The sequence below is a fragment of the Bacillus pumilus genome (assembly GCF_024498355.1).
GTDB lineage: Bacteria > Bacillota > Bacilli > Bacillales > Bacillaceae > Bacillus > Bacillus pumilus_P.
The window spans coordinates 3617760-3637342 of the sequence record NZ_CP101833.1; the positions used below are offsets into that span (position 1 = coordinate 3617760).

Annotated in this window: 23 protein-coding genes; 8 read left to right on the forward strand and 15 right to left on the reverse strand. The window is 41.4% G+C overall.

The annotated features are described in order from the left end of the window. The first annotated feature begins 51 nt into the window (after window positions 1–51). The 4 genes from NPA43_RS18440 (at window position 52) to NPA43_RS18455 (ending at window position 3322) form a co-directional block, all read left to right on the forward strand. Window positions 52–1017, forward strand: a complete 966-nt coding sequence (locus NPA43_RS18440; protein WP_249704734.1) for an ABC transporter substrate-binding protein — start codon at window positions 52–54, stop codon at window positions 1015–1017. A 114-nt stretch (window positions 1018–1131) separates the two neighbouring features. Then, a complete protein-coding gene (locus NPA43_RS18445) occupies window positions 1132–1866 on the forward strand; it encodes an alpha/beta hydrolase (RefSeq protein ID WP_249704735.1) in 735 nt (244 codons plus the stop codon). Between the two features lie 72 nt (window positions 1867–1938). Next, on the forward strand, window positions 1939–2085 hold the full coding sequence (locus NPA43_RS18450; protein WP_003214589.1) for a YycC family protein: 147 nt from the start codon (window positions 1939–1941) through the stop codon (window positions 2083–2085). A gap of 22 nt (window positions 2086–2107) precedes the next feature. Next, window positions 2108–3322, forward strand: coding sequence for a CynX/NimT family MFS transporter (locus tag NPA43_RS18455; RefSeq protein WP_249704736.1), 1215 nt, complete (start codon window positions 2108–2110; stop codon window positions 3320–3322). A gap of 41 nt (window positions 3323–3363) precedes the next feature. On the opposite strand, the gene rplI is transcribed toward NPA43_RS18455, so the two are convergent. Genes rplI through NPA43_RS18470 form a run of 3 tightly spaced genes read right to left on the reverse strand, consistent with a single transcriptional unit; the run spans window position 3364 to window position 6758 of the window. Next, complete coding sequence (gene rplI / locus NPA43_RS18460; protein ID WP_034323903.1) at window positions 3364–3813, reverse strand: 50S ribosomal protein L9; 450 nt, start codon at window positions 3811–3813, stop codon at window positions 3364–3366. Continuing rightward, entirely contained in the window at window positions 3810–5789 is a 1980-nt protein-coding gene (locus tag NPA43_RS18465) for a DHH family phosphoesterase (protein WP_230031421.1), read from the reverse strand. Before NPA43_RS18465 ends, rplI begins: the two co-directional genes overlap by 4 nt. A 30-nt stretch (window positions 5790–5819) precedes the next feature. Beyond that, the gene (locus NPA43_RS18470) at window positions 5820–6758 is read right to left on the reverse strand and encodes a YybS family protein (RefSeq protein ID WP_249704737.1); all 939 of its coding nucleotides are present in this window, start codon (window positions 6756–6758) and stop codon (window positions 5820–5822) included. A 301-nt stretch (window positions 6759–7059) separates the two neighbouring features. Here NPA43_RS18470 and NPA43_RS18475 point away from each other — a divergent pair, with 301 nt between their 5' ends. Next, window positions 7060–7986 carry a manganese-dependent inorganic pyrophosphatase gene (locus NPA43_RS18475; protein WP_099728569.1) on the forward strand — a complete coding sequence of 309 codons (927 nt, stop codon included), beginning with the start codon at window positions 7060–7062 and terminating at the stop codon, window positions 7984–7986. Window positions 7987–8040: 54 nt separating this feature from the next. Here the strand turns inward: NPA43_RS18475 and NPA43_RS18480 are convergent, their stop codons facing one another. The 3 genes from NPA43_RS18480 to NPA43_RS18490 form a co-directional block, all read right to left on the reverse strand. Continuing rightward, window positions 8041–8895: an anti-sigma-V factor RsiV gene (locus tag NPA43_RS18480; protein WP_099728568.1), complete on the reverse strand. Its 855-nt coding sequence runs from the start codon at window positions 8893–8895 to the stop codon at window positions 8041–8043. Continuing rightward, a complete protein-coding gene (locus NPA43_RS18485; RefSeq protein WP_249704738.1) occupies window positions 8896–9390 on the reverse strand; it encodes an RNA polymerase sigma factor SigV in 495 nt (164 codons plus the stop codon). Window positions 9391–9539: 149 nt separating this feature from the next. Then, entirely contained in the window at window positions 9540–10199 is a 660-nt protein-coding gene (locus NPA43_RS18490; protein ID WP_099728566.1) for a hypothetical protein, read from the reverse strand. Window positions 10200–10277: 78 nt separating this feature from the next. Between NPA43_RS18490 and katX the strand changes: the two genes are divergently transcribed. Then, window positions 10278–11894, forward strand: coding sequence for a catalase KatX (gene katX / locus NPA43_RS18495; protein ID WP_371930247.1), 1617 nt, complete (start codon window positions 10278–10280; stop codon window positions 11892–11894). 48 nt (window positions 11895–11942) lie between these two features. Here katX and wrbA read toward each other — a convergent pair whose 3' ends face one another. From wrbA to NPA43_RS18515, 4 genes are all read right to left on the reverse strand, one after another. Continuing rightward, complete coding sequence (gene wrbA / locus NPA43_RS18500; RefSeq protein WP_230031436.1) at window positions 11943–12557, reverse strand: NAD(P)H:quinone oxidoreductase; 615 nt, start codon at window positions 12555–12557, stop codon at window positions 11943–11945. Between the two features lie 72 nt (window positions 12558–12629). Next, window positions 12630–13238, reverse strand: a complete 609-nt coding sequence (locus NPA43_RS18505) for an alpha/beta hydrolase (protein ID WP_249704739.1) — start codon at window positions 13236–13238, stop codon at window positions 12630–12632. After that, entirely contained in the window at window positions 13235–14206 is a 972-nt protein-coding gene (locus NPA43_RS18510; protein ID WP_249704740.1) for a ring-cleaving dioxygenase, read from the reverse strand. Before NPA43_RS18510 ends, NPA43_RS18505 begins: the two co-directional genes overlap by 4 nt. Before the next feature lie 94 nt (window positions 14207–14300). After that, window positions 14301–14480, reverse strand: a complete 180-nt coding sequence (locus NPA43_RS18515; protein ID WP_230031426.1) for a hypothetical protein — start codon at window positions 14478–14480, stop codon at window positions 14301–14303. Between the two features lie 99 nt (window positions 14481–14579). Here NPA43_RS18515 and NPA43_RS18520 point away from each other — a divergent pair, with 99 nt between their 5' ends. Next, window positions 14580–15047 carry a hypothetical protein gene (locus NPA43_RS18520; protein ID WP_230031427.1) on the forward strand — a complete coding sequence of 156 codons (468 nt, stop codon included), beginning with the start codon at window positions 14580–14582 and terminating at the stop codon, window positions 15045–15047. A gap of 132 nt (window positions 15048–15179) precedes the next feature. Here the strand turns inward: NPA43_RS18520 and rpsR are convergent, their stop codons facing one another. The 5 genes from rpsR to NPA43_RS18545 form a co-directional block, all read right to left on the reverse strand. Then, window positions 15180–15419 (reverse strand): 30S ribosomal protein S18, encoded by a 240-nt coding sequence (gene rpsR, locus NPA43_RS18525; protein ID WP_008347556.1) that lies wholly within the window; start codon window positions 15417–15419, stop codon window positions 15180–15182. 40 nt (window positions 15420–15459) lie between these two features. Beyond that, on the reverse strand, window positions 15460–16002 hold the full coding sequence (ssbA, locus tag NPA43_RS18530) for a single-stranded DNA-binding protein SsbA (RefSeq protein WP_099682525.1): 543 nt from the start codon (window positions 16000–16002) through the stop codon (window positions 15460–15462). Between the two features lie 36 nt (window positions 16003–16038). Continuing rightward, window positions 16039–16326, reverse strand: coding sequence for a 30S ribosomal protein S6 (rpsF, locus tag NPA43_RS18535; RefSeq protein WP_003215073.1), 288 nt, complete (start codon window positions 16324–16326; stop codon window positions 16039–16041). A 108-nt stretch (window positions 16327–16434) separates the two neighbouring features. After that, entirely contained in the window at window positions 16435–17535 is a 1101-nt protein-coding gene (gene ychF / locus NPA43_RS18540) for a redox-regulated ATPase YchF (protein WP_099682526.1), read from the reverse strand. Window positions 17536–17750: 215 nt separating this feature from the next. Next, a complete protein-coding gene (locus tag NPA43_RS18545; protein ID WP_008347561.1) occupies window positions 17751–17957 on the reverse strand; it encodes a DUF951 domain-containing protein in 207 nt (68 codons plus the stop codon). 294 nt (window positions 17958–18251) lie between these two features. On the opposite strand from NPA43_RS18545, the gene NPA43_RS18550 reads away from it, so the two are divergent. Continuing rightward, window positions 18252–19571 carry a hydrolase gene (locus tag NPA43_RS18550; RefSeq protein ID WP_256499196.1) on the forward strand — a complete coding sequence of 440 codons (1320 nt, stop codon included), beginning with the start codon at window positions 18252–18254 and terminating at the stop codon, window positions 19569–19571. Window positions 19572–19583 lie beyond the last annotated feature (12 nt).

The following is a 19583-nucleotide window of genomic DNA, read 5'->3' on the forward strand; positions in this document are numbered from 1 at the left end:
GCCTAATACAATCTTTAATTGAGAACAATTATCAGTTAAAGGAGAAAACAAATGAAAAAATGGTTAGCATTGCTTACCCTTTGTATCATGACGATCACCACAGTAGCCTGTGGTGCTACAGAAAATAAACCTGCTTCAAACTCAACTAAAAGCAAGTCAACTGAAGCAATAGAAACAAAAATCAATTACTTAGATCAAACGTACAAGCTCAAAACACCAGTGAAACGAATCGTCATTGCTGGAAGTTTAGAATCAATGGAAGATGCAAAATTACTTGGTATCCAACCTATTGGTGCTTCTACTGTAGGCGGCACATTCCCTGAATTATTTAAAGACATCACAGCGAAAACAGAAGGCATCGGTGAAAAAACAGAACCAAACCTAGAGAAAATCTTAAAACTAAAACCAGACGTGATACTCGGATCAACAAAGTTCCCACCTGCAACAATTAAAAAACTGGATAAAGTCCAAACGACGATCCCGGTATCCCATGTCTCTTCTGACTGGGAAAGTAATCTTTTATTGCTCGGTACACTGACTGGAAAAAGTGAAGAAGCCAAAACCCTCATTTCTGATTATCAGAAAGATCTCAAACAAGCGAAAGAAACCCTGAAAGACAAAAGCAACAACAAAACAGCTGTCATTTTACGCATTAGACAGGGAGACCTGTACGTGTATCCTGAAGATGTATACTTCAACTCTACCTTATATGGGGACTTAGGATTTACAGCACCAAGTGATATCAAAAAAGCCAAAGCACAAGCGATGATTTCAATGGAGCGCCTTGGCGAACTAAATCCTGACTATATTTTTGTTCAGTTCTCTAAAGAGGAAAACTCATCGAATCCAAACGCATTGAAGGACTTAGAGCAAAATAAAATTTGGACAAGCCTAAAAGCTGTGAAAAATGGGCACGTCAATGAAAATGTCGTTGACCCTATGCTTCAAGGAGGAACAGCACTAAGCAAAACAACCTTCCTTGATAAGGCTGTCAAATGGTTAGCGAAAAACAACTAAAGAAGGAAGCGCCAATTTGCGCTTTCAGATTGTTGACAAAGGGCTAAAATGATCTTTATTTTAGCCCTTTGTCTTCTTTTCAGCGTAGTTGAAAACCTAGAGGAGAGAATACACATGAACGGAACGTTTCTATATGACGAGTTTAACGGGCGTCAGCTTGATATTTACCTTCCACAGGACACCTCTATTGATGTTCCAGCTGTCTTTGTACAAGATGGCTCTTCTTTGTTTAGAACACACCTGCTAGAGATCGAAAGAATGATCGAATCCAATACCATCTCGCCAATCATCCTTGTCGGCATACACCCTTTCAATCGACTTGATGAATATACACCATGGAAGGCATCATCTCTGCGTTCTCAGTTTCCTGACTTTAAAGGCGAGGCAAAGACGTATGTGTCATTTTTAGCAAATGACTTGCTCCCATATATCAAAAGACAATATCCAGTCAAGCAGACCTGTAATGAACATAGTCACGTTGGCGCTTCATTAGGTGGACTACTTGCTATTTATACCCTATTGATGCACCCTATCCTTTTTAAAAACACCGCATCTATCTCTGGGTCATTTTGGTATCAAGATTTTCTACCGTTTGCTAAACAACAGAGCATTCAGTGTGTTGATCACCTTGTCTATTTATCTGTAGGCAGTGAAGAAGGTAAAGGCAAAACATCCGCTCAACAGCACATGCCTTTATTCACCAAACAACTACATGACCTTTTGTCACAGAAAGGCATGCAGGAATGGCAGCTGCAATATCACATCGAACAAGGGGAGGGCCATCATCTGAAACAATTTCAAAAAAATTTCTTATCAGCCATGAAGTGGTTTTATAAAAGAGACCTCTAATTTTTTATAAGCATGGCACAAAGTCGATATGATATATTGGAACGTATAGATTGATAGAGGAGGGATTTGCGCGTGAGACCTTTACAAATCTCAGCCGATACCGCACAAAAGCTTGCTGCATCACTCAATGTACCGATTGAACAAATCATGCATATGCCGCAGCATATCTTAATCGCTAAACTAGCAGAGCTTGAACAGAAGAAAGATCGTTCTTCTTAAAGAAATAAAGGAGTTAACATTCATGGAACAACAACTAGAACAATCAAAATTACATCCTCGCAGTACAGGGCAAACCATTTTGCTGATTGCTGGGATTTTACTCATTGCCTTTAACCTGCGTCCTGCCATTACGTCCGTCGGCCCTGTGATTGGCGCCATTCGTTCCGATTTGCAGCTTTCAAATGGACTTGCGGGTTTTCTCACGACATTACCGCTGCTCTCATTCGCATTGCTATCTCCAATTGCACCTAAAATCGGAAAACGTCTTGGCAATGAACGAACCCTTTGGCTTGGACTTGCTGTCCTTCTATTTGGGATTGTCATTCGCTCGTTTGGCACCATCACCTTCTTAATGATTGGAACGGCGCTAGTCGGCGTCGGGATTGCAATATGTAATGTGCTCTTACCGGGGCTCGTGAAGCATAAATTCCCTGCACATGCTGGATTGATGACAAGTGTATATACGACCTCGATGTCCGTCTTTGCCGCACTTGCATCAGGTGTGAGTGTTCCGCTCAGCCATACGATGCCTGGCGGCTGGAATACGTCATTCCTTGTATGGGGTGGACTTGCGCTTATAGCCATGATGGTCTGGGCTCCGCAGCTTCTTCACCAAAACACAGCGGCAGTCAAAAGCATTTCGCTCACAGAGCAGCCAATATGGCGTTCACGTGTCGCATGGCAGGTGACCTTTTTTATGGGCTTGCAGTCATTCCTTTTCTATAGCAGCATCGCATGGTTCCCTGATATTTTGACATCACATGGAATGAACCTGTCGACGGCTGGATGGATGCTGTCTATTATGCAGTTCGCTGGTCTGCCATCCACCTTTTTAACGCCTGTTTTTGCAGAAAAATTAAAATCGCAAAGACCGCTTGTATGCGGCCTTGTTCTTGTGTATTTGCTTGGCATGATCGGTCTTCTTCTAGGAGGAACTACGCCTATTCTTGTCATCTCTGTTTTATTGATCGGCATTGGACAAGGAGCCAGTATCAGTCTTGCCCTCACATTTATCGGATTACGGACAACACATATGGAACAAGCAGCTGCCCTTTCAGGAATGGCGCAGTCTCTTGGTTATGTATTAGCCGCTGTTGGCCCGCTCTTGATTGGGATTCTCTTTGATATCACACATACATGGACGCCATCGATTATCATCTTTATCATCATTCTATTTTTCATGTTTCTATCTGGTATGCGTGCCGGACGCAGCGTCTATATTTCAGATCCATCTTAAAAAAAAGAACCCGCCTCTTCGTGAGACGGGTTCTTTTCTGCTTATGCTTGTTCAGTGACGTGTACCTTTAATGTTGCTTGCACTTCTGGATGAAGCTTCACAGGTACATTTGTATATCCTAACGCACGGATGGCGTCATTCAGCTCGATTTTGCGCTTATCGAGTTTGATTTGATGATCTTTTTGCAATTTATCAGCGATTTGTTTGCTTGTAATCGATCCAAACAGACGACCGCCTTCACCTGATTTTGCAGTGAGCTCCACTGTTAACGCCTCAAGTGTCTCTTTTAGTTGCTTCGCTTGTTCAAGCTCTTGGATGGCATTCTTTTTTTCTTTGTTTTTCTGCCCTTCCAATGCGCTTAGGTTCGTTGGATTTGCTTCAACCGCTAACCCTTGTTTGATGAGAAAGTTGTGTGCGTATCCGTCAGCTACATTTTTGACTTCGCCTTTTTTCCCTTTGCCTTTTACGTCTTTTAGAAAGATGACTTTCATCTTTGAACCCCTCCTTCGAAATATTCGTCTATGGCAGCTTTTAACTTCTCTACCGCTTCTTCAATGGTTATACCATAAATCTGGGTCGCAGCGTTAGTCAAATGACCGCCGCCATCTAACGCTTCCATGATAATTTGGACGTTGATATCTCCTAATGATCTCGCACTAATGCACACCGTGTTGTCATCTCGTCGAGCGACAGCAAATGACGCTTCCACCTCACTCATTGACAACAGGGAATCAGCCGTCTGGGCAATCGTAATTTGATCATAATACTCAGAGCTGTCAGACGGCAATGAAGCGATCGCCACCTGGCTTTGATACAGCTCTGTATGCTGAATGAGCTTTGCCCGTTTGATGTAATGATCAACTGTCTCTTTTAAGAACTTTTGCACAAGGACAGGATCTGCTCCCTTCGCTCGAAGGTAGGAAGCCGCATCGAACGTTCTTGACCCCGTTCTCAGCGAGAAACTCTTCGTATCCACGATGATCCCAGCAAGAAGGGCAGTCGCCTCAATCATGTTAATCCGCAATTTCTTCGGCTGATACTCTAATAGCTCTGTCACAAGCTCTGCTGTAGATGAAGCATACGGCTCCATATAGACAAGTAATGGATCACGGATAAACTCCTCGCCTCGTCTATGGTGGTCAATCACAACGACGTTTTCAATTTTATTCAGCAGTCGTTCTTCCATGACGAGGGACGGTTTATGTGTATCAACAACCACAAGCAATGTGTCATCCTTTGCAAGCTCCATTGCTTCCTCTGGTGTGATAAAACGTGACCAAAGTTCTTCATAATTCTTAATTTCACTAATTAAGCGTTGAACACTGTCCCCAATCTGGTTGGCGTCAATGACAATATAGCCTTCTTTCCCATTGGCTTGGGCGACCTTTAAAATACCGATCGATGCACCGATTGAGTCCATGTCTGGGAACTTGTGCCCCATGATCATGACATTCCCGCTTTCAGACACAATTTCTTTTAAGGCATGAGAAATGACCCGCGCGCGTACTCGTGTCCGTTTTTCCATTGGATTGGTTTTCCCGCCGTAGAATTTCACTTTCCCATTCGGCTGTTTAATAGCTACCTGATCCCCGCCTCGTCCAAGGGCAAGGTCAAGACTCGATTGCGCAAGTGCTCCAAGCTCTTTTAAAGAAGGAACAGACGCACCGATTCCGATACTAAGGGTAAGCGTCGCGCTATGTGCCCCTGTTTTCTCACGAACCTCGTCTAAAATGGAGAACTTCGACGCTTCAAGCTCTGCTAAAATGCTCTCATTTAATACCGCCATAAAACGTTCAGACGAAATTCTCTTCAGGAAAATGCCATATTCCTGTGCCCAATTGTTTAACAGGGACGTCACTTCACTATTAATAGTGCTGCGCACCTGATCATCAAGGCCCTGCGTGACATCGTCATAATTGTCTAAAAAGATATAAGATAACACCGTTCGTTCATTTTCATACTGTCTTTCAATCTGCACCTGTTCCGTGACATCAAAGAAATATAAAAGGCGCTCTGACCGCTTAATAATGACTTTAAATTTCCGGTCATTCAGCGTTACATTTTCTGTCTCGACCTCCTGTTTAATAAGAGGGACAACCGACTCGAATGTATCATACAAGGATCTGCCAACAAGTGTACTTTCATGAAAGCACGAAGCAAGAAATGGATTTGTCCATTCGATATAATACTGGTCATTAAACAGCATAATACCAATTGGCATCTCCATTAATGCTTCTTCTCCAACCTTTTTGACTCGATAGGATAATGTTGAAATATATGAATCAATCTCTTTTTGTACTTGCGTATCTGCCCACTTTAAGAAGTAGAGCACACCTGCAAGGACTAAAAGACCAACCGCTCCTATGATCCAATTATAATAAAGGTTGAGGAGGACTGTGACCATCGCAAGTACAATTAACGCGAAGATCGGATACTTGATGACAGGTTTTCTATAGAAGCTTGGCACTGATATCAACTCCTCAACATTCAGAGTGAATTATTTGTTTTTTACTTTATCTCTTAAATCAAAGCCTATGTCAGCAATCCCTATAATACGTACAATCACACCGATTGGCGGAAAGAGAACCGTCAACACGATAGTAAAAATGGGTACCACTTTTGAGATGTTTTTTTCGTGGCAATAATAGAAGATAAAAGAAAAGCCCTGAATAAGCACCAGTATAAATAAAATTTGAAACGCGCTCGTTTGAACGAGCCATAAAAAGCTGCCTTTTTCCGTCTGAATCAGCATCAAAAGCAGTGTGAGTAAATAATACCATACCATGCTTTTTGGCAGCCGCATATCCTTAAATTTCTTAAGGGCCGGCATGTCTTTGAAAAACCGTTTGATCAGGGGCTTCACGAACCAGTAATTCACGAAAGTCATCAGCGTGGCGAAAATCAATAACGCTACAGGTAAAGCACTCAATGCGGTATCCTTCATCTCTCTAAACTGCTTCAGCTGTTTCGCAATGTCCTGTTCAGAAGCGCCGGATTGCTTTAAGACACTCTCTAACATCGGCATCATTTGCTCAATCGATTCTTTCGCGATTCCCATAATATCGACCTCGAAAAGCTGAACACTGACAACAAAGGAGATGAGAAAACTGAATAAATAGATCAGCGCACCTGTAATGATGGCATTCCCCGGCTGCCTTCTGCTGTAGAAAAAACCCATACCTATTCCCACAGCAATCAGCATAGGTGCACTCAACAGCCCATTAATAGACCCAATTAAAAAGCTGATCACTATGCCAATAGCGCCAGCAGCAATTCCTTTTTTCAAGCCATGCCTGATTGTATAGAGAATGATCGGAATCGGAGCAGCGAGAAAGAAAATAATAGATAATAGCGGCACATACAAATAAAACAGCGTCATGACCGAAAAAATACTGATCATAATTGCGCCTTCTACTAACGCTTTTGTTTGTTTCACACCTTCACCTCTATCCAATCATTTTTCTATATCTTGCTCAATTTGTACTTCTATGTATACGTACTATGTAAGCTCCATCATGTCTTGCCCCAACCTTTATTTTACCATAGCGGCAAATCTCAAGTAAAATCCAGGCTATCCTGGGCACGTTTCACGTGGAACACAATATGGAATTGTACATGCAAGTTTTCAGACAGCATGTTACAATTTTTTAGATTATTCTTAGCTATAAACCCTGAATTCAAGGTCAAAAGCTGTTAGAATAGAAACATCATCAATAAATGTAAGAAGGAGAATTCACATGGGAAAAACACTCGTATTCGGACACAAAAACCCTGACACAGACACAATTTGCTCTGCTATCGCTTACGCTGATCTGAAAAACAAAATCGGCGCTCAGGCAGAAGCGGTCAGACTTGGAGAAATCAATGGAGAAACACAATACGCATTAGATTTCTTTAAACAAAAAGCACCTCGTTTCATTGAAACGGCTGCAAACGAAACAAAGCAAGTCATTCTTGTCGATCATAACGAATTCCAGCAAAGTGTAAGCGATATTGATCAAGTACAAGTGACGGAGGTCATTGACCATCACCGTATTGCCAACTTTGAAACAAGTGAACCTCTTTACTATCGTGCTGAGCCAGTTGGCTGTACAGCAACGATCTTAAACAAAATGTACAAAGAGAATCAAATCACGATTGAAAAAGAAATCGCTGGTTTGCTTTTATCTGCGATCATTTCTGATTCCTTACTATTCAAATCCCCAACATGCACACAGCAAGACATTGATGCTGCGCATGAACTGGCAAAAATCGCAGGGGTGGACCCAGAAGTATACGGCCTAGACATGCTGAAAGCAGGCGCTGATCTGAGCCAAAAAACCGTTCAAGAATTAATTACACTTGATGCTAAAGAATTTGCACTAGGTAACAGCAAAGTTGAAATTGCTCAAGTCAATACAGTAGATATCGCTGAAGTGACAGCAAGACAGGCTGACATTGAAGCGAAAATCAATGAAGTCATTGCAGCTAAAAATCTTGATCTATTTGTTTTAGTGATCACAGACATTTTAGAAAATGATTCTCTTGCTCTTGCACTTGGTGCTGAAGCGGCAAAAGTAGAAAAAGCATTTAACGTAACACTTGAAAATAACACGGCTTTACTAAAAGGTGTTGTATCAAGAAAGAAACAAGTGGTGCCTGCACTTACAGACGCACTTGCTTAATCAACACGACAAGACTGCTGACACGTTCAGCAGTCTTGTTTTCTCTGTCTTCTTTTAATGAATGTACATATCGCTGACAAGAATATCCTTAAGCACACTTGTTGGAATCGTGAATTCAACTACACCCATGTAACCAGGAGCCACATCATATTCATTAAAGGAAATCACCAATTTGCCTTTTGAATTGATATAGAAGCTTTGATCTAGCTGAATCTTCTTAAATGGGTCCATATCATCCTTGCCAATCCAGTAGATCTTGTTTGAATCCTCTTTCATCTGTTTCTTCATTTGTTCTTTAATATTTTCACTAATGACATCTATATACCGGTCATCTTTAAACAAGCTTGGTAATGTAATGAGTACATGGTTTTTCTTATCCACCGTATCATACGTCATTTCCTCTGCCGCAGAAGCCTGAGTCGTCACCTTGTATCGACCTAGTGAGAGAATTTGATCATTGTTCGTTCTCACTTCATATCCACTCTCCACACTTAAATGACCATTTTTATAGCCCTTTGTTTCCTTTTCAAAATCTTGATACAGCTTTTTGTTTTCAGCTAAATATTTTTGATTCAGGCTGGCTTCTAATTTTCCGTCACCAAGACCCGATACGTGTGGTGTTTTAAGGTCAATATTCGTTCCTTGATCGCTCTTTTTAAATTCTGTGAAAGTCACAACCTTCACAAGCTCACCAATGACAGGTACCTCTGAAATCGCTCTTGCCGCCTGTGGGCTGACATTAACAGTCGTGACAAATAGAGCAGCTGCCGCAACAAGTCCGATGGTCCATTGCTGAAAGTGAGGTTTTTTATTTTTTCGTTTCAACGTCCGTTCAACCATGGCGTCATATTCCGGTGGAATAGGGATTTCTAAATATTCCTCTTTTAACTGTTCCAAATGCTTATCCATTTATATTTCCTCCTGCGATAAATCTACTTTTAAAAGTCGTAACGCCTTATATAATCTAGTTTTGATGGTGTTTTCGTTTTCTTCAAGAATATGAGCGATGTCCTCTAGTTTTAAATCTTCAAAGAATCTCAATATGATGATGACCCGATACATCTCAGGCAAATCCTCTATGGCCCGTCTGACATCTTGATCCTCATAGACATCTGATTCACCCTTTGATAAGAATTCGAGTGTGTCATCATCTGTCACCTGCATCCGCTTCTTCTTTCGTAAAAAGTCTAGGGCAGCGTTCACCACGATTTTATAAAACCAGCTATGCATCTTGCTTGCATCCTCTAGCCGGTGAACAGATTTGAGTGCTTTATGAATCGCCTCTTGAACGACATCCATCGCATCTTCCGAGTTTTTGACATAGCTATAGGACAATCGATAAAAACTATGTTTATGCTCCATTACGTAATCCGCAAATTGATCATCAATCTTTCGTTTCTTCATTTTACAAAGAGCTCCTTTATCTTAAATGCGCATCTGTTATTTCTTACAATGGATAGACGCGCGCCTTTTGAAAATAGTTTGCGCTTAGTTATTTTTTTAACATGTCATCGCATGTTCGTTTCTATACAAAAAGAGCGAACCTGACGGGTTCACTCTTTCAAAGCGGTTATTTTTTGATGAACAAACGATCTTAATGGAAAAAGCGGATGAATGATAGAGACGCCTGTCTCCCGCTCCACCTGTTGTGCAGCGTGAACCATCGAGAGCTGCATCACGCAAATGTCTCCGTTTTTTTGCTTCATACATCTTCTCAGCTGCTCCTTGATTCGATCCTCATAAGCCTGCATGTCACCGTTTAGGCAAAGATGAAAGACATCCTCCATCACAACAATGTCTGCTTCAATCTGTTTTCCCCGCTTTTGTGCATACGAATAAAGCCGATACATCGTTCCTTCCACTGTATCTGGGTTTGAAAACACAAGCTGAAGAGGCCCTTTTTTCTCACAAATCAGCTCAAACAACGGTTCATCTATCGGAACAATCGGTTGTTTGAAAAGGTGCTGCTGATCACCCATAGCCGCAATATATTGTGTACAGGTTAATAGGATGATATCGGCTTTCCTCTCTTGCATCAGTCTGTTGATCGCATAGGTTTGCTGCTTGTAATGATCAAAAGCGGGATCTTGTTTAGCGCGTTCCATAAATGATGAATCGACTGTGTGATGCAGCTCAAAAGCTGTATCACGAAAAATGTCTTCTATATAAGACATATTGGATGGATGTGCGTGAAGGCAGTGTAATCGAATCATCAGGTTCGCTCCTCTTGAAAGTTTTCAATCATTATATCAATCCTTGTATGAAATAGGGAGCAACATGACCATATTGTTATTGAGAGATTGAAGGAGGGATTCTACTTGAAAGAAGATCAACAGCCTAAACCATCTTCAGATTCAGAAGAAACTTTAACAAATCGACAAGGTCATCCGGTAACAGATAATCAAAACATGAGAACCGTTGGGAATAGAGGACCAACCACGCTTGAAAACTACGATTTCCTAGAGAAAATCAGTCATTTTGATCGTGAACGTATACCTGAACGAGTCGTTCATGCACGCGGTGCTGGAGCACACGGTTATTTTGAGGCCTATGGTACATTCGGAGATGAACCCATCTCCACCTATACAAGAGCCAAATTATTTCAGGAGAAAGGGAAAAAGACCCCTGTCTTCGTTCGTTTTTCTTCTGTGATTCACGGCGGTCATTCGCCAGAAACATTGCGCGATCCTAGAGGGTTTGCGATCAAATTTTATACAGAAGAAGGAAACTGGGATCTAGTTGGAAATAACCTGAAAATTTTCTTTATCCGAGATGCTTTGAAGTTCCCTGATTTGGTTCATGCCTTTAAGCCTGATCCTGTCACCAATCGTCAGGACGGCGAACGCATTTTTGATTTCGTCTCACAATCACCAGAAGCGACGCATATGGTGACATTTCTCTTTTCACCATGGGGCATTCCAGCGACATACCGCCACATGCAAGGATCGGGTGTCCATGCCTACAAATGGGTGAATCAAGATGGAAAAGCGGTGCTGGTCAAATATCACTTTGAACCGAAACAAGGCATTCGCAATTTGACCCAGGAACAGGCTCAAGCGATTCAGGGTGAAAACTTTAATCATGCCACACAGGATTTATATGAAGCGATTGAGCAAGGAGACCACCCTGAATGGGAGGTATATGCGCAGATCATGGAGGATGATGCACACCCTCATCTCGACTTTGACCCTCTTGATCCGACAAAGCTTTGGTACAAGGATGACTATCCATGGAAACCGATCGGACGAATGGTCTTAAACAAAAATCCAGAAAATTATTTTGCAGAAGTCGAGCAGGTTGCCTTTGGGACTGGGGTTCTCGTAGACGGTCTCGATTTTTCAGATGATAAATTGCTGCAAGGACGCACCTTCTCCTACTCTGACACGCAGCGATATCGTGTGGGGCCAAACTATTTACAGCTGCCGATCAATGCTCCAAAAAAGCATGTCGCCACCAATCAGCGGGATGGACAAATGGAATACCACGTCGATCAAGGAAAAGGGCAAAATCCCCATGTGAATTATGAGCCGTCTATCCTCGGTGGATTAAAAGAAGCGAAACAGGATGGAAAGGATCATTCACCTTTTGTCGAGGGTGAAGTCAAACGAGAATCCATTGAGCGCCCGAACAATTTCGGTCAAGCGGGAGAAACGTATCGCCGCTTCAATGATTGGGAGCGTGAGGAGCTGATTAAGAACTTAGTCAATACCCTTGCGACATGTCAAAAGGACATACAAGAGCAAATGATCGAAAACTTCACAAAAGCAGACCCTGATTACGGAAAGCGTGTCGCTGACGGTTTAAAAGCCTTTAAACATGAGGAACCAAGCGGACCCATTGGCTCAACAGGCGCAGCTCAAGCCGTGAACGAAGCCATCAACAATAGCACACCTTCAGATCCTTATTAAAAAAGAAAGAATGCAGCGGCGAGGCTGCATTCTTTTTGTATACATCTATTAAACGTTTTGACCTTTTTTAATCCATTCTGCCACATTAACTGTACGTTTTGCCTGATGTTTCACAGCTGCTTCTGCATCCTCTTGGATTTTTCCATTTTGGTCAACAGTGACACTTACGCCATAAGGGTTGCCCCCTGCACCGTATAAGGAATCATCTGTGTATCCAGGAGCGGCAATAATGGCTCCCCAGTGGAACATCGTTGTATAAAGGCTCAGAATCGTCTGCTCCTGTCCGCCATTTGGATTTTGTGCAGATGTCATCGCACTTACTGCTTTGTTTGCCAATTTTCCTTGGAACCACAGGCCACCTGTTGTATCTAAGAATTGCTTCATTTGAGCCGGCAAGTTACCGAAACGTGTCGGCATGCTAAAGATGATGGCATCCGCCCACTCTAAATCACTCAATTGAACCTCTGGTACATCTTTTGTTTCGTCTAAATGTGCTTTCCATGCTGGATTTGATGCCACAACTGATTCTGGTGCCAATTCAGGAACCTTTAATACTTTGACCTCAGCGCCAGCTTCTGTTGCTCCAGCCTCAGCCCATTTCGCCATCTGATAGTTTGTACCTGTTGAACTATAATAAATAATCGCTAGTTTTACATGTTCCATTTGTTCCAGCTCCTTTTGTTTGGTTTGCCCAAAAAGCTTCTGTAAAAATCCCACCTGTATTCCCCACCTTATTTAAAATTGACGACGATACCATAAAGCCGCAGCATCGACTTCTTCTCTCGTTAACTGATGTCCACGATTTTCCCAATGAAGCGTAACGGATGCTCCCGCCTCTTGCAGTAATTGCTCCAGTTCCTGAGATTCCTCTGGACGGCACATTGGGTCATTTTCACCAGCTGCTATAAAGACTTGTTTCCCCGCTAATGAAGGCAATGAAACCCCGCGTCTTGGGACCATCGGGTGATGCAAGATAGCTCCTTTCAGCGCGTCTCCATAATGGAATAACAGGCTCCCCGCAATGTTCGCCCCATTGGAGTAGCCGATAGCTACCACATTGTGACGATCAAACCCATATTCAACTGCTGCTTCCCCGATGAATGTATATAGTTCCTTTGTACGCTCAATTAAATCTTGCTCATCAAAGACACCCTCTGCCAAACGTCTGAAAAAACGCGGCATGCCGTTTTCTGACACATTTCCTCTCACACTAAGAACAGATGCGTCAGGATCTATCACCTCTGCAAGCGGCAATAAGTCATGTTCTGTACCGCCAGTTCCATGCAGTAATAAAAGGACAGGTCTTTGTTCATTCTTTCCTATTCGAAAAAGATGCTTCATCATGAATCTCCTTTCCCTTTGATTTCTCTCACCTCCATTGGCAGCACAATTTGTTCAATCTGGCTGCGCTGCGCCTCATATTGCGGTGGCAGTTTCAATGCTTCACCCATTGTTTCCACTGTTTCATCGTGTGCAAACCCTGGAGGATCGGTCGCAATTTCAAATAATATGCCGCCAAGCTCTCTAAAGTAAATGGCATTGAAGTAATTTCTGTCTTGCACAGGTGTCACTTGGTACCCGTTTTGTGCAATATGTCTTTGCCAATCTAATTGATCCTGATCATCTGTTGCTCTCCATGCAATATGATGTACAACCCCAACACCCATACGTCCTCGTGTAACAGGTGTCACTTTCACATCAATCACATTGCCAATTGCACCGAACGAACGAAATCTCACATAGTCCTCTTCTGCTCCAACTCGTTCAAGTCCCATCGTTTGCTCTAACAGCTGCATCGTTTGTTCCGGCTGCGATGTTAATAACACAGCTCCGCCAAACCCCTTTATCGCTACATCTGATGTGACACCGTTAAATGTCCACTCATTTTGCTTTCCTTCCTTACGCTCTACAAGCTCAATCAATAAACCGTGTGGATCTTCAAATGAGAGAAAGGCTTCACCAAAGCGTTCAATGGTTTCATAAGAAATATCAAACTGCTTCAGACGTTCCTTCCAGAAAGAAAAAGCGCCTGTCGGGACAACATATGTTGTCACACCCACTTGACCTGCACCAATTTGCCCCTTTTGTGCGCCTGGCCAAGGGAAAAACGTCATAATGGTACCTGGAGATCCTCCTTCATTCCCAAAATATAAGTGATATGTGCCTGGATCATCAAAATTGACGGTCTTCTTAACGAGACGTAATCCCAATACACCTGCATAAAAATCAACGTTCTCCTGAGGATGACCAACAATTGCTGTAATATGGTGAATACCTTCTGTTTTCTTCACTTCTAATGACCTCCTCATCATGAAGTAACAAACCTCTATTCATTATGACTTTGCTGACGTCTTTATATTATCTCGAATTCGAGATATTAAACCAAAAAAATATATTTATCTCGAATTAAGGATAAGATGTTTTTAAATAAATGTCAACGATTTTTGTTTTTCTTTTAAAAAAGCAGATCCGCTTTGCAATTGGCTGACCTGCTTTTCCTTGAATTTTGGAGCATTTTTTCTTTTTTAAATAGCCTTCCGCTACCTGAAACGCATCTTTTACCTTCACATTGACTTCATCATTCATTCTATCACGCTTTATAAATAATGATTCAATTGTTATGTATTCCATTTTAATATTTTATTGGTAAAATTATTGTAAAGGAAACTTTTTGGGGGAGATATTATGGCTAATACATGCCCATACTGTGGCACAAATCTAAAAATGGAGACAGCTTTCTTTTTTTGTGATTTTTGCGATATGAAATTACCACTAGATCAGATTCAGAAAGACGGAGAAAGAATCCAGATAAACAACAGAGAAATCATTTCTGCCTATCTTAATATGACAACTCCAGAATTGATGACATTTTCAACATGGGAGCTAATACTTCTTTTAAAAGAAGCTAGAAAAGTAAGAACTTCCTTTTACAAAAGAAATTTTGAGTCAAAAATTTCCAAGTGCACTCAAGAAGGGGATGAATTACTGCAGTCATATAAACTATCTACCAAAAAAATGTATGTAATCGAAAATATACTTAAGGTTCGGCTAGGTTATATCCCAGCAAATCTAAATAAATCATTCCTCAACAATTATAAAAAAAATATAGAAAACCCTAAATATAAAGCAAAAATGCTGATATGGGAAACGTAATTAATATATTTTCACTTGATCAGTTTAAACTTTTAATATCTTTAAAGCTATGCATTAAATAGTCAGCAATTATTCATTTTATTTACTTAAAAAAGCGAAGAGCTCAAGGCTCTTCGCTTTTAAGTCAACGACTTACTCACCAGTAACGTATGGAAGTAATGCCATTTGACGTGATTTTTTAATCGCTAATGTCAATTTACGTTGATACTTAGCGCTAGTTCCTGTTACACGACGAGGTAAAATTTTACCACGCTCAGAAACAAACTTTCTAAGAAGATCAACATCTTTGTAGTCGATGTGCGTGATACCGTTAGAAGTAAAGAAACACACCTTACGACGTTTCGCACGACCGCCTCTGCGTCCACCTGCCATTTGTTTTCACACCTTTCCTTTAGTCATTTTTCCAGATCAATTAGAATGGCAAATCATCATCGGAGATGTCAATCGGTTTACCATCATTCGCAAATGGGTCATCATTGAAGCTATTTCCCTGATTACGATTTTGGTTGTTTTGATTGCCATATGGATTTTGATTTGGTTCATTTCCGAATGGATTCTGATCGTTTTGGCTACCGCCATAATACTGGCCTCCGCTATTGCCACCGCCGCTGTATCCACCTGAACCAGCACCGCCGCTCTTAGGCTCAAGAAATTGAACACTTTCAGCTTGAACCTCTGTCACGAAGACACGCTGTCCTTGCTGATTTTCATAGTTTCTTGTCTGCAAACGACCGTCTACACCGGCAAGACTTCCTTTTTTCAAGAAATTAGCCACGTTCTCGGCTTGTCTTCTCCAAGTAACACAGTTAATGAAATCGGCTTCACGCTCTCCAGATTGATTCGTAAACGTACGATTCACAGCTAGAGTAAACGTGGCTACAGCCGCACCATTAGGCGTGTAGCGAAGCTCAGGGTCTTTTGTTAGTCTTCCGACCAATACAACACGGTTTAGCATATTGAAAGACCACCTTTAAATATATATTTCAATGATTTATACTTCTTCTTTAACAACAATGTGGCGAATGATATCGTCACTGATCTTAGCTAAGCGGTCAAATTCTTGAACTGCTGCAGCGTCAGATTGAACGTTTACGATTTGGTAGAAGCCTTCACGGAAATCGTTGATTTCGTATGCAAGACGACGTTTACCCCAATCCTTTGTTCCAGTGATCTCCGCACCGTTAGAAGTTAACACGTTATTGAAACGCTCGATAACTGCTTTTTTAGCCTCATCGTCAACTGTTGGGCGGATGATGTACATAACTTCGTACTTTCTCATCTGATTGCACCTCCTTTTGGTCTAAGCGGCCCTAAACGGGCAAGGAGCAATAAATTATATTACTCACAATTGTATATTATAACAAATCACTTGGCCTATGACAAGAACTTATACATTAAAACGGAAATGAATGACGTCTCCATCTTTCACTTCGTATTCTTTACCTTCTAAACGAACTTTCCCTGCCTCTTTCGCAGCAGACATGCTTCCGCCAGCCAGTAAATCCTCATAAGCCACGGTTTCAGCACGAATAAATCCACGCTCGAAGTCAGTATGAATGATGCCGGCACATTCTGGCGCCTTCATTCCTTTTTTAAATGTCCAAGCGCGTACCTCTTGTTCACCTGCTGTAAAATACGTAGCTAAGCCAAGAAGTGAATAAGACGCTTTGATCAGCTGATCTAGTCCTGATTCTTTGATACCAAGCTCTTCAAGGAACATCTGCTTCTCTTCTCCTTCTAGCTCTGCAATTTCAGACTCGATCTTAGCACAAACGATGATCACTTCAGCGTTTTCGCCAGATGCAAACTCACGAATTTGCTGCACATATTCGTTGCCGTCCTGATCCGCTACTTCGTCCTCACTCACATTCGCTACATAAAGAACTGGTTTAGATGTGAGTAAATGAAGCTGTTTCACAAGCTTCTGCTGCTCATCTGTAAATTCTACAGATCTTGCCGATTTCCCAGCTTCAAATGCGTCCTTTAGCTTCGACAAAATATCAAATTCAGCTACAGCTTCCTTGTCCTTTTGTTTCGCTAGCTTACTCACACGAGTCAAACGCTTTTCAACCGTTTCTAAATCAGCCAAAATCAATTCTAGATTAATGGTTTCGATATCTGATACAGGGTCAACCTTACCTGATACGTGTGTAATATTATCATCTGCAAAGGCTCTCACCACGTGACAGATCGCATCTACTTGGCGAATGTGCGAAAGAAATTTATTCCCTAAACCTTCACCTTTAGATGCACCTTTGACAATACCGGCAATATCAGTAAATTCAAAAGCAGTCGGAACTGTCTTTTTTGGCTGCACCAATTCTGTTAGTTTTTGCAAACGCTCGTCTGGAACCTCTACAATTCCGACGTTTGGATCAATGGTACAAAACGGATAGTTAGCAGACTCCGCTCCAGCCTGTGTAATTGCATTAAATAGCGTTGACTTCCCGACGTTAGGTAAGCCAACAATACCAGCTGTTAAAGCCATTCTTTCATCTCCTCTATATCAAACGTGCTCGTTATACTGCGTAATATGAACCTAGAGCAATTATAAGTAGGTTTACATGAAAAGACAAGCTAACCATCATGCATTTTCAATAGAAGAAACAGCAACAAAAAGAGTAAATCAGAGCTCCAAAAGCAGAAATTGCACCTGTTTCTCCTGTACAATATACAAATTTAATCAAAAAAGCATGAGGCCTACTAAGCAGTTGGCTCCTCATGCTTGACAAGAATTTTCTTCATTTTTCGTTCAAAATCTCTTCTTGGAATCATCACGCTGTGCCCGCAGCCTTCGCATTTAATGCGAATATCCATGCCCAAACGAATCACCTTCCACCGATTGGCACCACATGGATGGGGTTTTTTCATTTCAACTACGTCATGTAACCCAAACGCTTTGTCTGCCATCAGCCTTCACCTCTCTTGCTCACTTCATTGAATCTATTGTACAAAAAAACGACGATGAAGGGCAATGCATAAAATAAAGAGCCTCTTCATTCGTCAATCCAGTTCTTTACTTATAGAAAAAACCCTTCTTTTAGATCATTTTATTTGTGACCAATAGTTACTTAAACTCCGCTTTTTTTCAATATTGTCACAAACGCTGTAGGTCAAAAGGTTTTTATTGGTAGAACGCTGTGGTTTTTCCATATTTTTTGATTTATGATATCTGCATAAATGTTATGTGAGGGAGCAGGTACGATGGTCAATCGAAAGGATAGATTAACTGATAAAGAATATAAAATCATATCCGATCATGCTGGAGACATAGACAATTACCAGCAGCACCATACGATAGAAATAGGTCAGCAAACGCTCACTGTCCACGATTTTCTAAAGATCGATCATAAATTATATGGTTTAATGATGCAGCAGGAACATTCAGACGAATTCATCGTTGCTTTTCACTGTCCGCTGCCAAATAAAATGACAGTCACATCATCACAAGATGTGCAAACAGCGGCACAATCATTGCTCAAAACAGATTATGCCTACCCAATTGAAAGAAAGTCCCTAGCTGGGAATCAAGAACATGTCTTTTTTAAAGGGAAGGAATACATAGAACAAATCTGTCAGAAGCACCCTAATGTAGCCATTCATCTCACTGGACAAGCCCTTGCCGGTGCTGTTTGTGCTTATATTGCAACAGAACAGCCAGCTGTCAAAAAATCCGTCACCTTTGATAGTCCAAATATATGGAGCAGCCTGCCGCCTTCGATTCAGCAAAAGGCGCTGCAAGGTAAATATACTCATGTTCTCACTGAATATATTCAGCCTACTCATTACCTAGGTTTACTCAATCGTCACGATCATGGGATTGGACAAGTCAAATACACCGTACCGCCTCGGGAGCAAGGCTCGGTCCAAGAATCCATTCAATATAAACAAAGGGAAATTGACACCTTTTTAAAATCAGCCTTTGCTTCTATGAATATAGAATGGAACGAATCATTTGATACAAATGCATTTTTAGCTCTCGTTTCAGGAGATACAAAGCCGAATGGTTATTTATTCCATCCGAATGGAACCGCTCGTATTTTAGATGAACAGCTTGATCACAATACGAGTTTTACAGCGATGCTTTTGCAAGAAATTCATTCAGGCCGTGCATATGCACAAAGCGGTCTTGAAATTATCATAAAATCCCATTTACTAAAAAATTCATCTTATGATCTACAAAGCATTATTGAGCATGAGGTACAAACTGTATTTGAGAAAATCGATGGAATCGATGAAAGTGTAAAAGAAGCCGTCCACCATGTAAAACAAGAGCTCAAAGGACTTGTCGGTTTTGGCCACTATGATTTATTAAGTCATACAGATGTAGAAGCACTGTTAGAGGAAGTACGGATGGAGCAGCATCATTCATCCTTTTATTCACATGAAAAACAATTGAATGCCTTGTACACCCTTAGAGATTATGAACAAGAACTTTCCACCCTTTCAAGACATCTCTACACAATGGGTGATGACTATGCCAAGGCAGATAGACGCCTTGCGTTGCAAATGGGTATTCATTAAGAAAGGAGCCGC

Excerpts from the sequence above, each read along its gene's own strand:
- NPA43_RS18440 (WP_249704734.1), top strand. The coding sequence starts at position 52 with ATGAAAAAATGGTTAGCATTGCTTACCCTTTGTATCATGACGATCACC.
- NPA43_RS18445 (WP_249704735.1), top strand. The coding sequence starts at position 1,132 with ATGAACGGAACGTTTCTATATGACGAGTTTAACGGGCGTCAGCTTGAT.
- NPA43_RS18455 (WP_249704736.1), top strand. The coding sequence starts at position 2,108 with ATGGAACAACAACTAGAACAATCAAAATTACATCCTCGCAGTACAGGG.
- rplI (WP_034323903.1), bottom strand. The coding sequence starts at position 3,813 with ATGAAAGTCATCTTTCTAAAAGACGTAAAAGGCAAAGGGAAAAAAGGC.
- NPA43_RS18475 (WP_099728569.1), top strand. The coding sequence starts at position 7,060 with ATGGGAAAAACACTCGTATTCGGACACAAAAACCCTGACACAGACACA.
- NPA43_RS18480 (WP_099728568.1), bottom strand. The coding sequence starts at position 8,895 with ATGGATAAGCATTTGGAACAGTTAAAAGAGGAATATTTAGAAATCCCT.
- NPA43_RS18485 (WP_249704738.1), bottom strand. The coding sequence starts at position 9,390 with ATGAAGAAACGAAAGATTGATGATCAATTTGCGGATTACGTAATGGAG.
- NPA43_RS18490 (WP_099728566.1), bottom strand. The coding sequence starts at position 10,199 with ATGATTCGATTACACTGCCTTCACGCACATCCATCCAATATGTCTTAT.
- wrbA (WP_230031436.1), bottom strand. The coding sequence starts at position 12,557 with ATGGAACATGTAAAACTAGCGATTATTTATTATAGTTCAACAGGTACA.
- NPA43_RS18505 (WP_249704739.1), bottom strand. The coding sequence starts at position 13,238 with ATGATGAAGCATCTTTTTCGAATAGGAAAGAATGAACAAAGACCTGTC.
- NPA43_RS18510 (WP_249704740.1), bottom strand. The coding sequence starts at position 14,206 with ATGATGAGGAGGTCATTAGAAGTGAAGAAAACAGAAGGTATTCACCAT.
- NPA43_RS18515 (WP_230031426.1), bottom strand. The coding sequence starts at position 14,480 with ATGAATGATGAAGTCAATGTGAAGGTAAAAGATGCGTTTCAGGTAGCG.
- NPA43_RS18520 (WP_230031427.1), top strand. The coding sequence starts at position 14,580 with ATGGCTAATACATGCCCATACTGTGGCACAAATCTAAAAATGGAGACA.
- rpsR (WP_008347556.1), bottom strand. The coding sequence starts at position 15,419 with ATGGCAGGTGGACGCAGAGGCGGTCGTGCGAAACGTCGTAAGGTGTGT.
- ssbA (WP_099682525.1), bottom strand. The coding sequence starts at position 16,002 with ATGCTAAACCGTGTTGTATTGGTCGGAAGACTAACAAAAGACCCTGAG.
- rpsF (WP_003215073.1), bottom strand. The coding sequence starts at position 16,326 with ATGAGAAAGTACGAAGTTATGTACATCATCCGCCCAACAGTTGACGAT.
- ychF (WP_099682526.1), bottom strand. The coding sequence starts at position 17,535 with ATGGCTTTAACAGCTGGTATTGTTGGCTTACCTAACGTCGGGAAGTCA.
- NPA43_RS18545 (WP_008347561.1), bottom strand. The coding sequence starts at position 17,957 with ATGGCAGACAAAGCGTTTGGGTTACATGACGTAGTTGAAATGAAAAAA.
- NPA43_RS18550 (WP_256499196.1), top strand. The coding sequence starts at position 18,252 with ATGGTCAATCGAAAGGATAGATTAACTGATAAAGAATATAAAATCATA.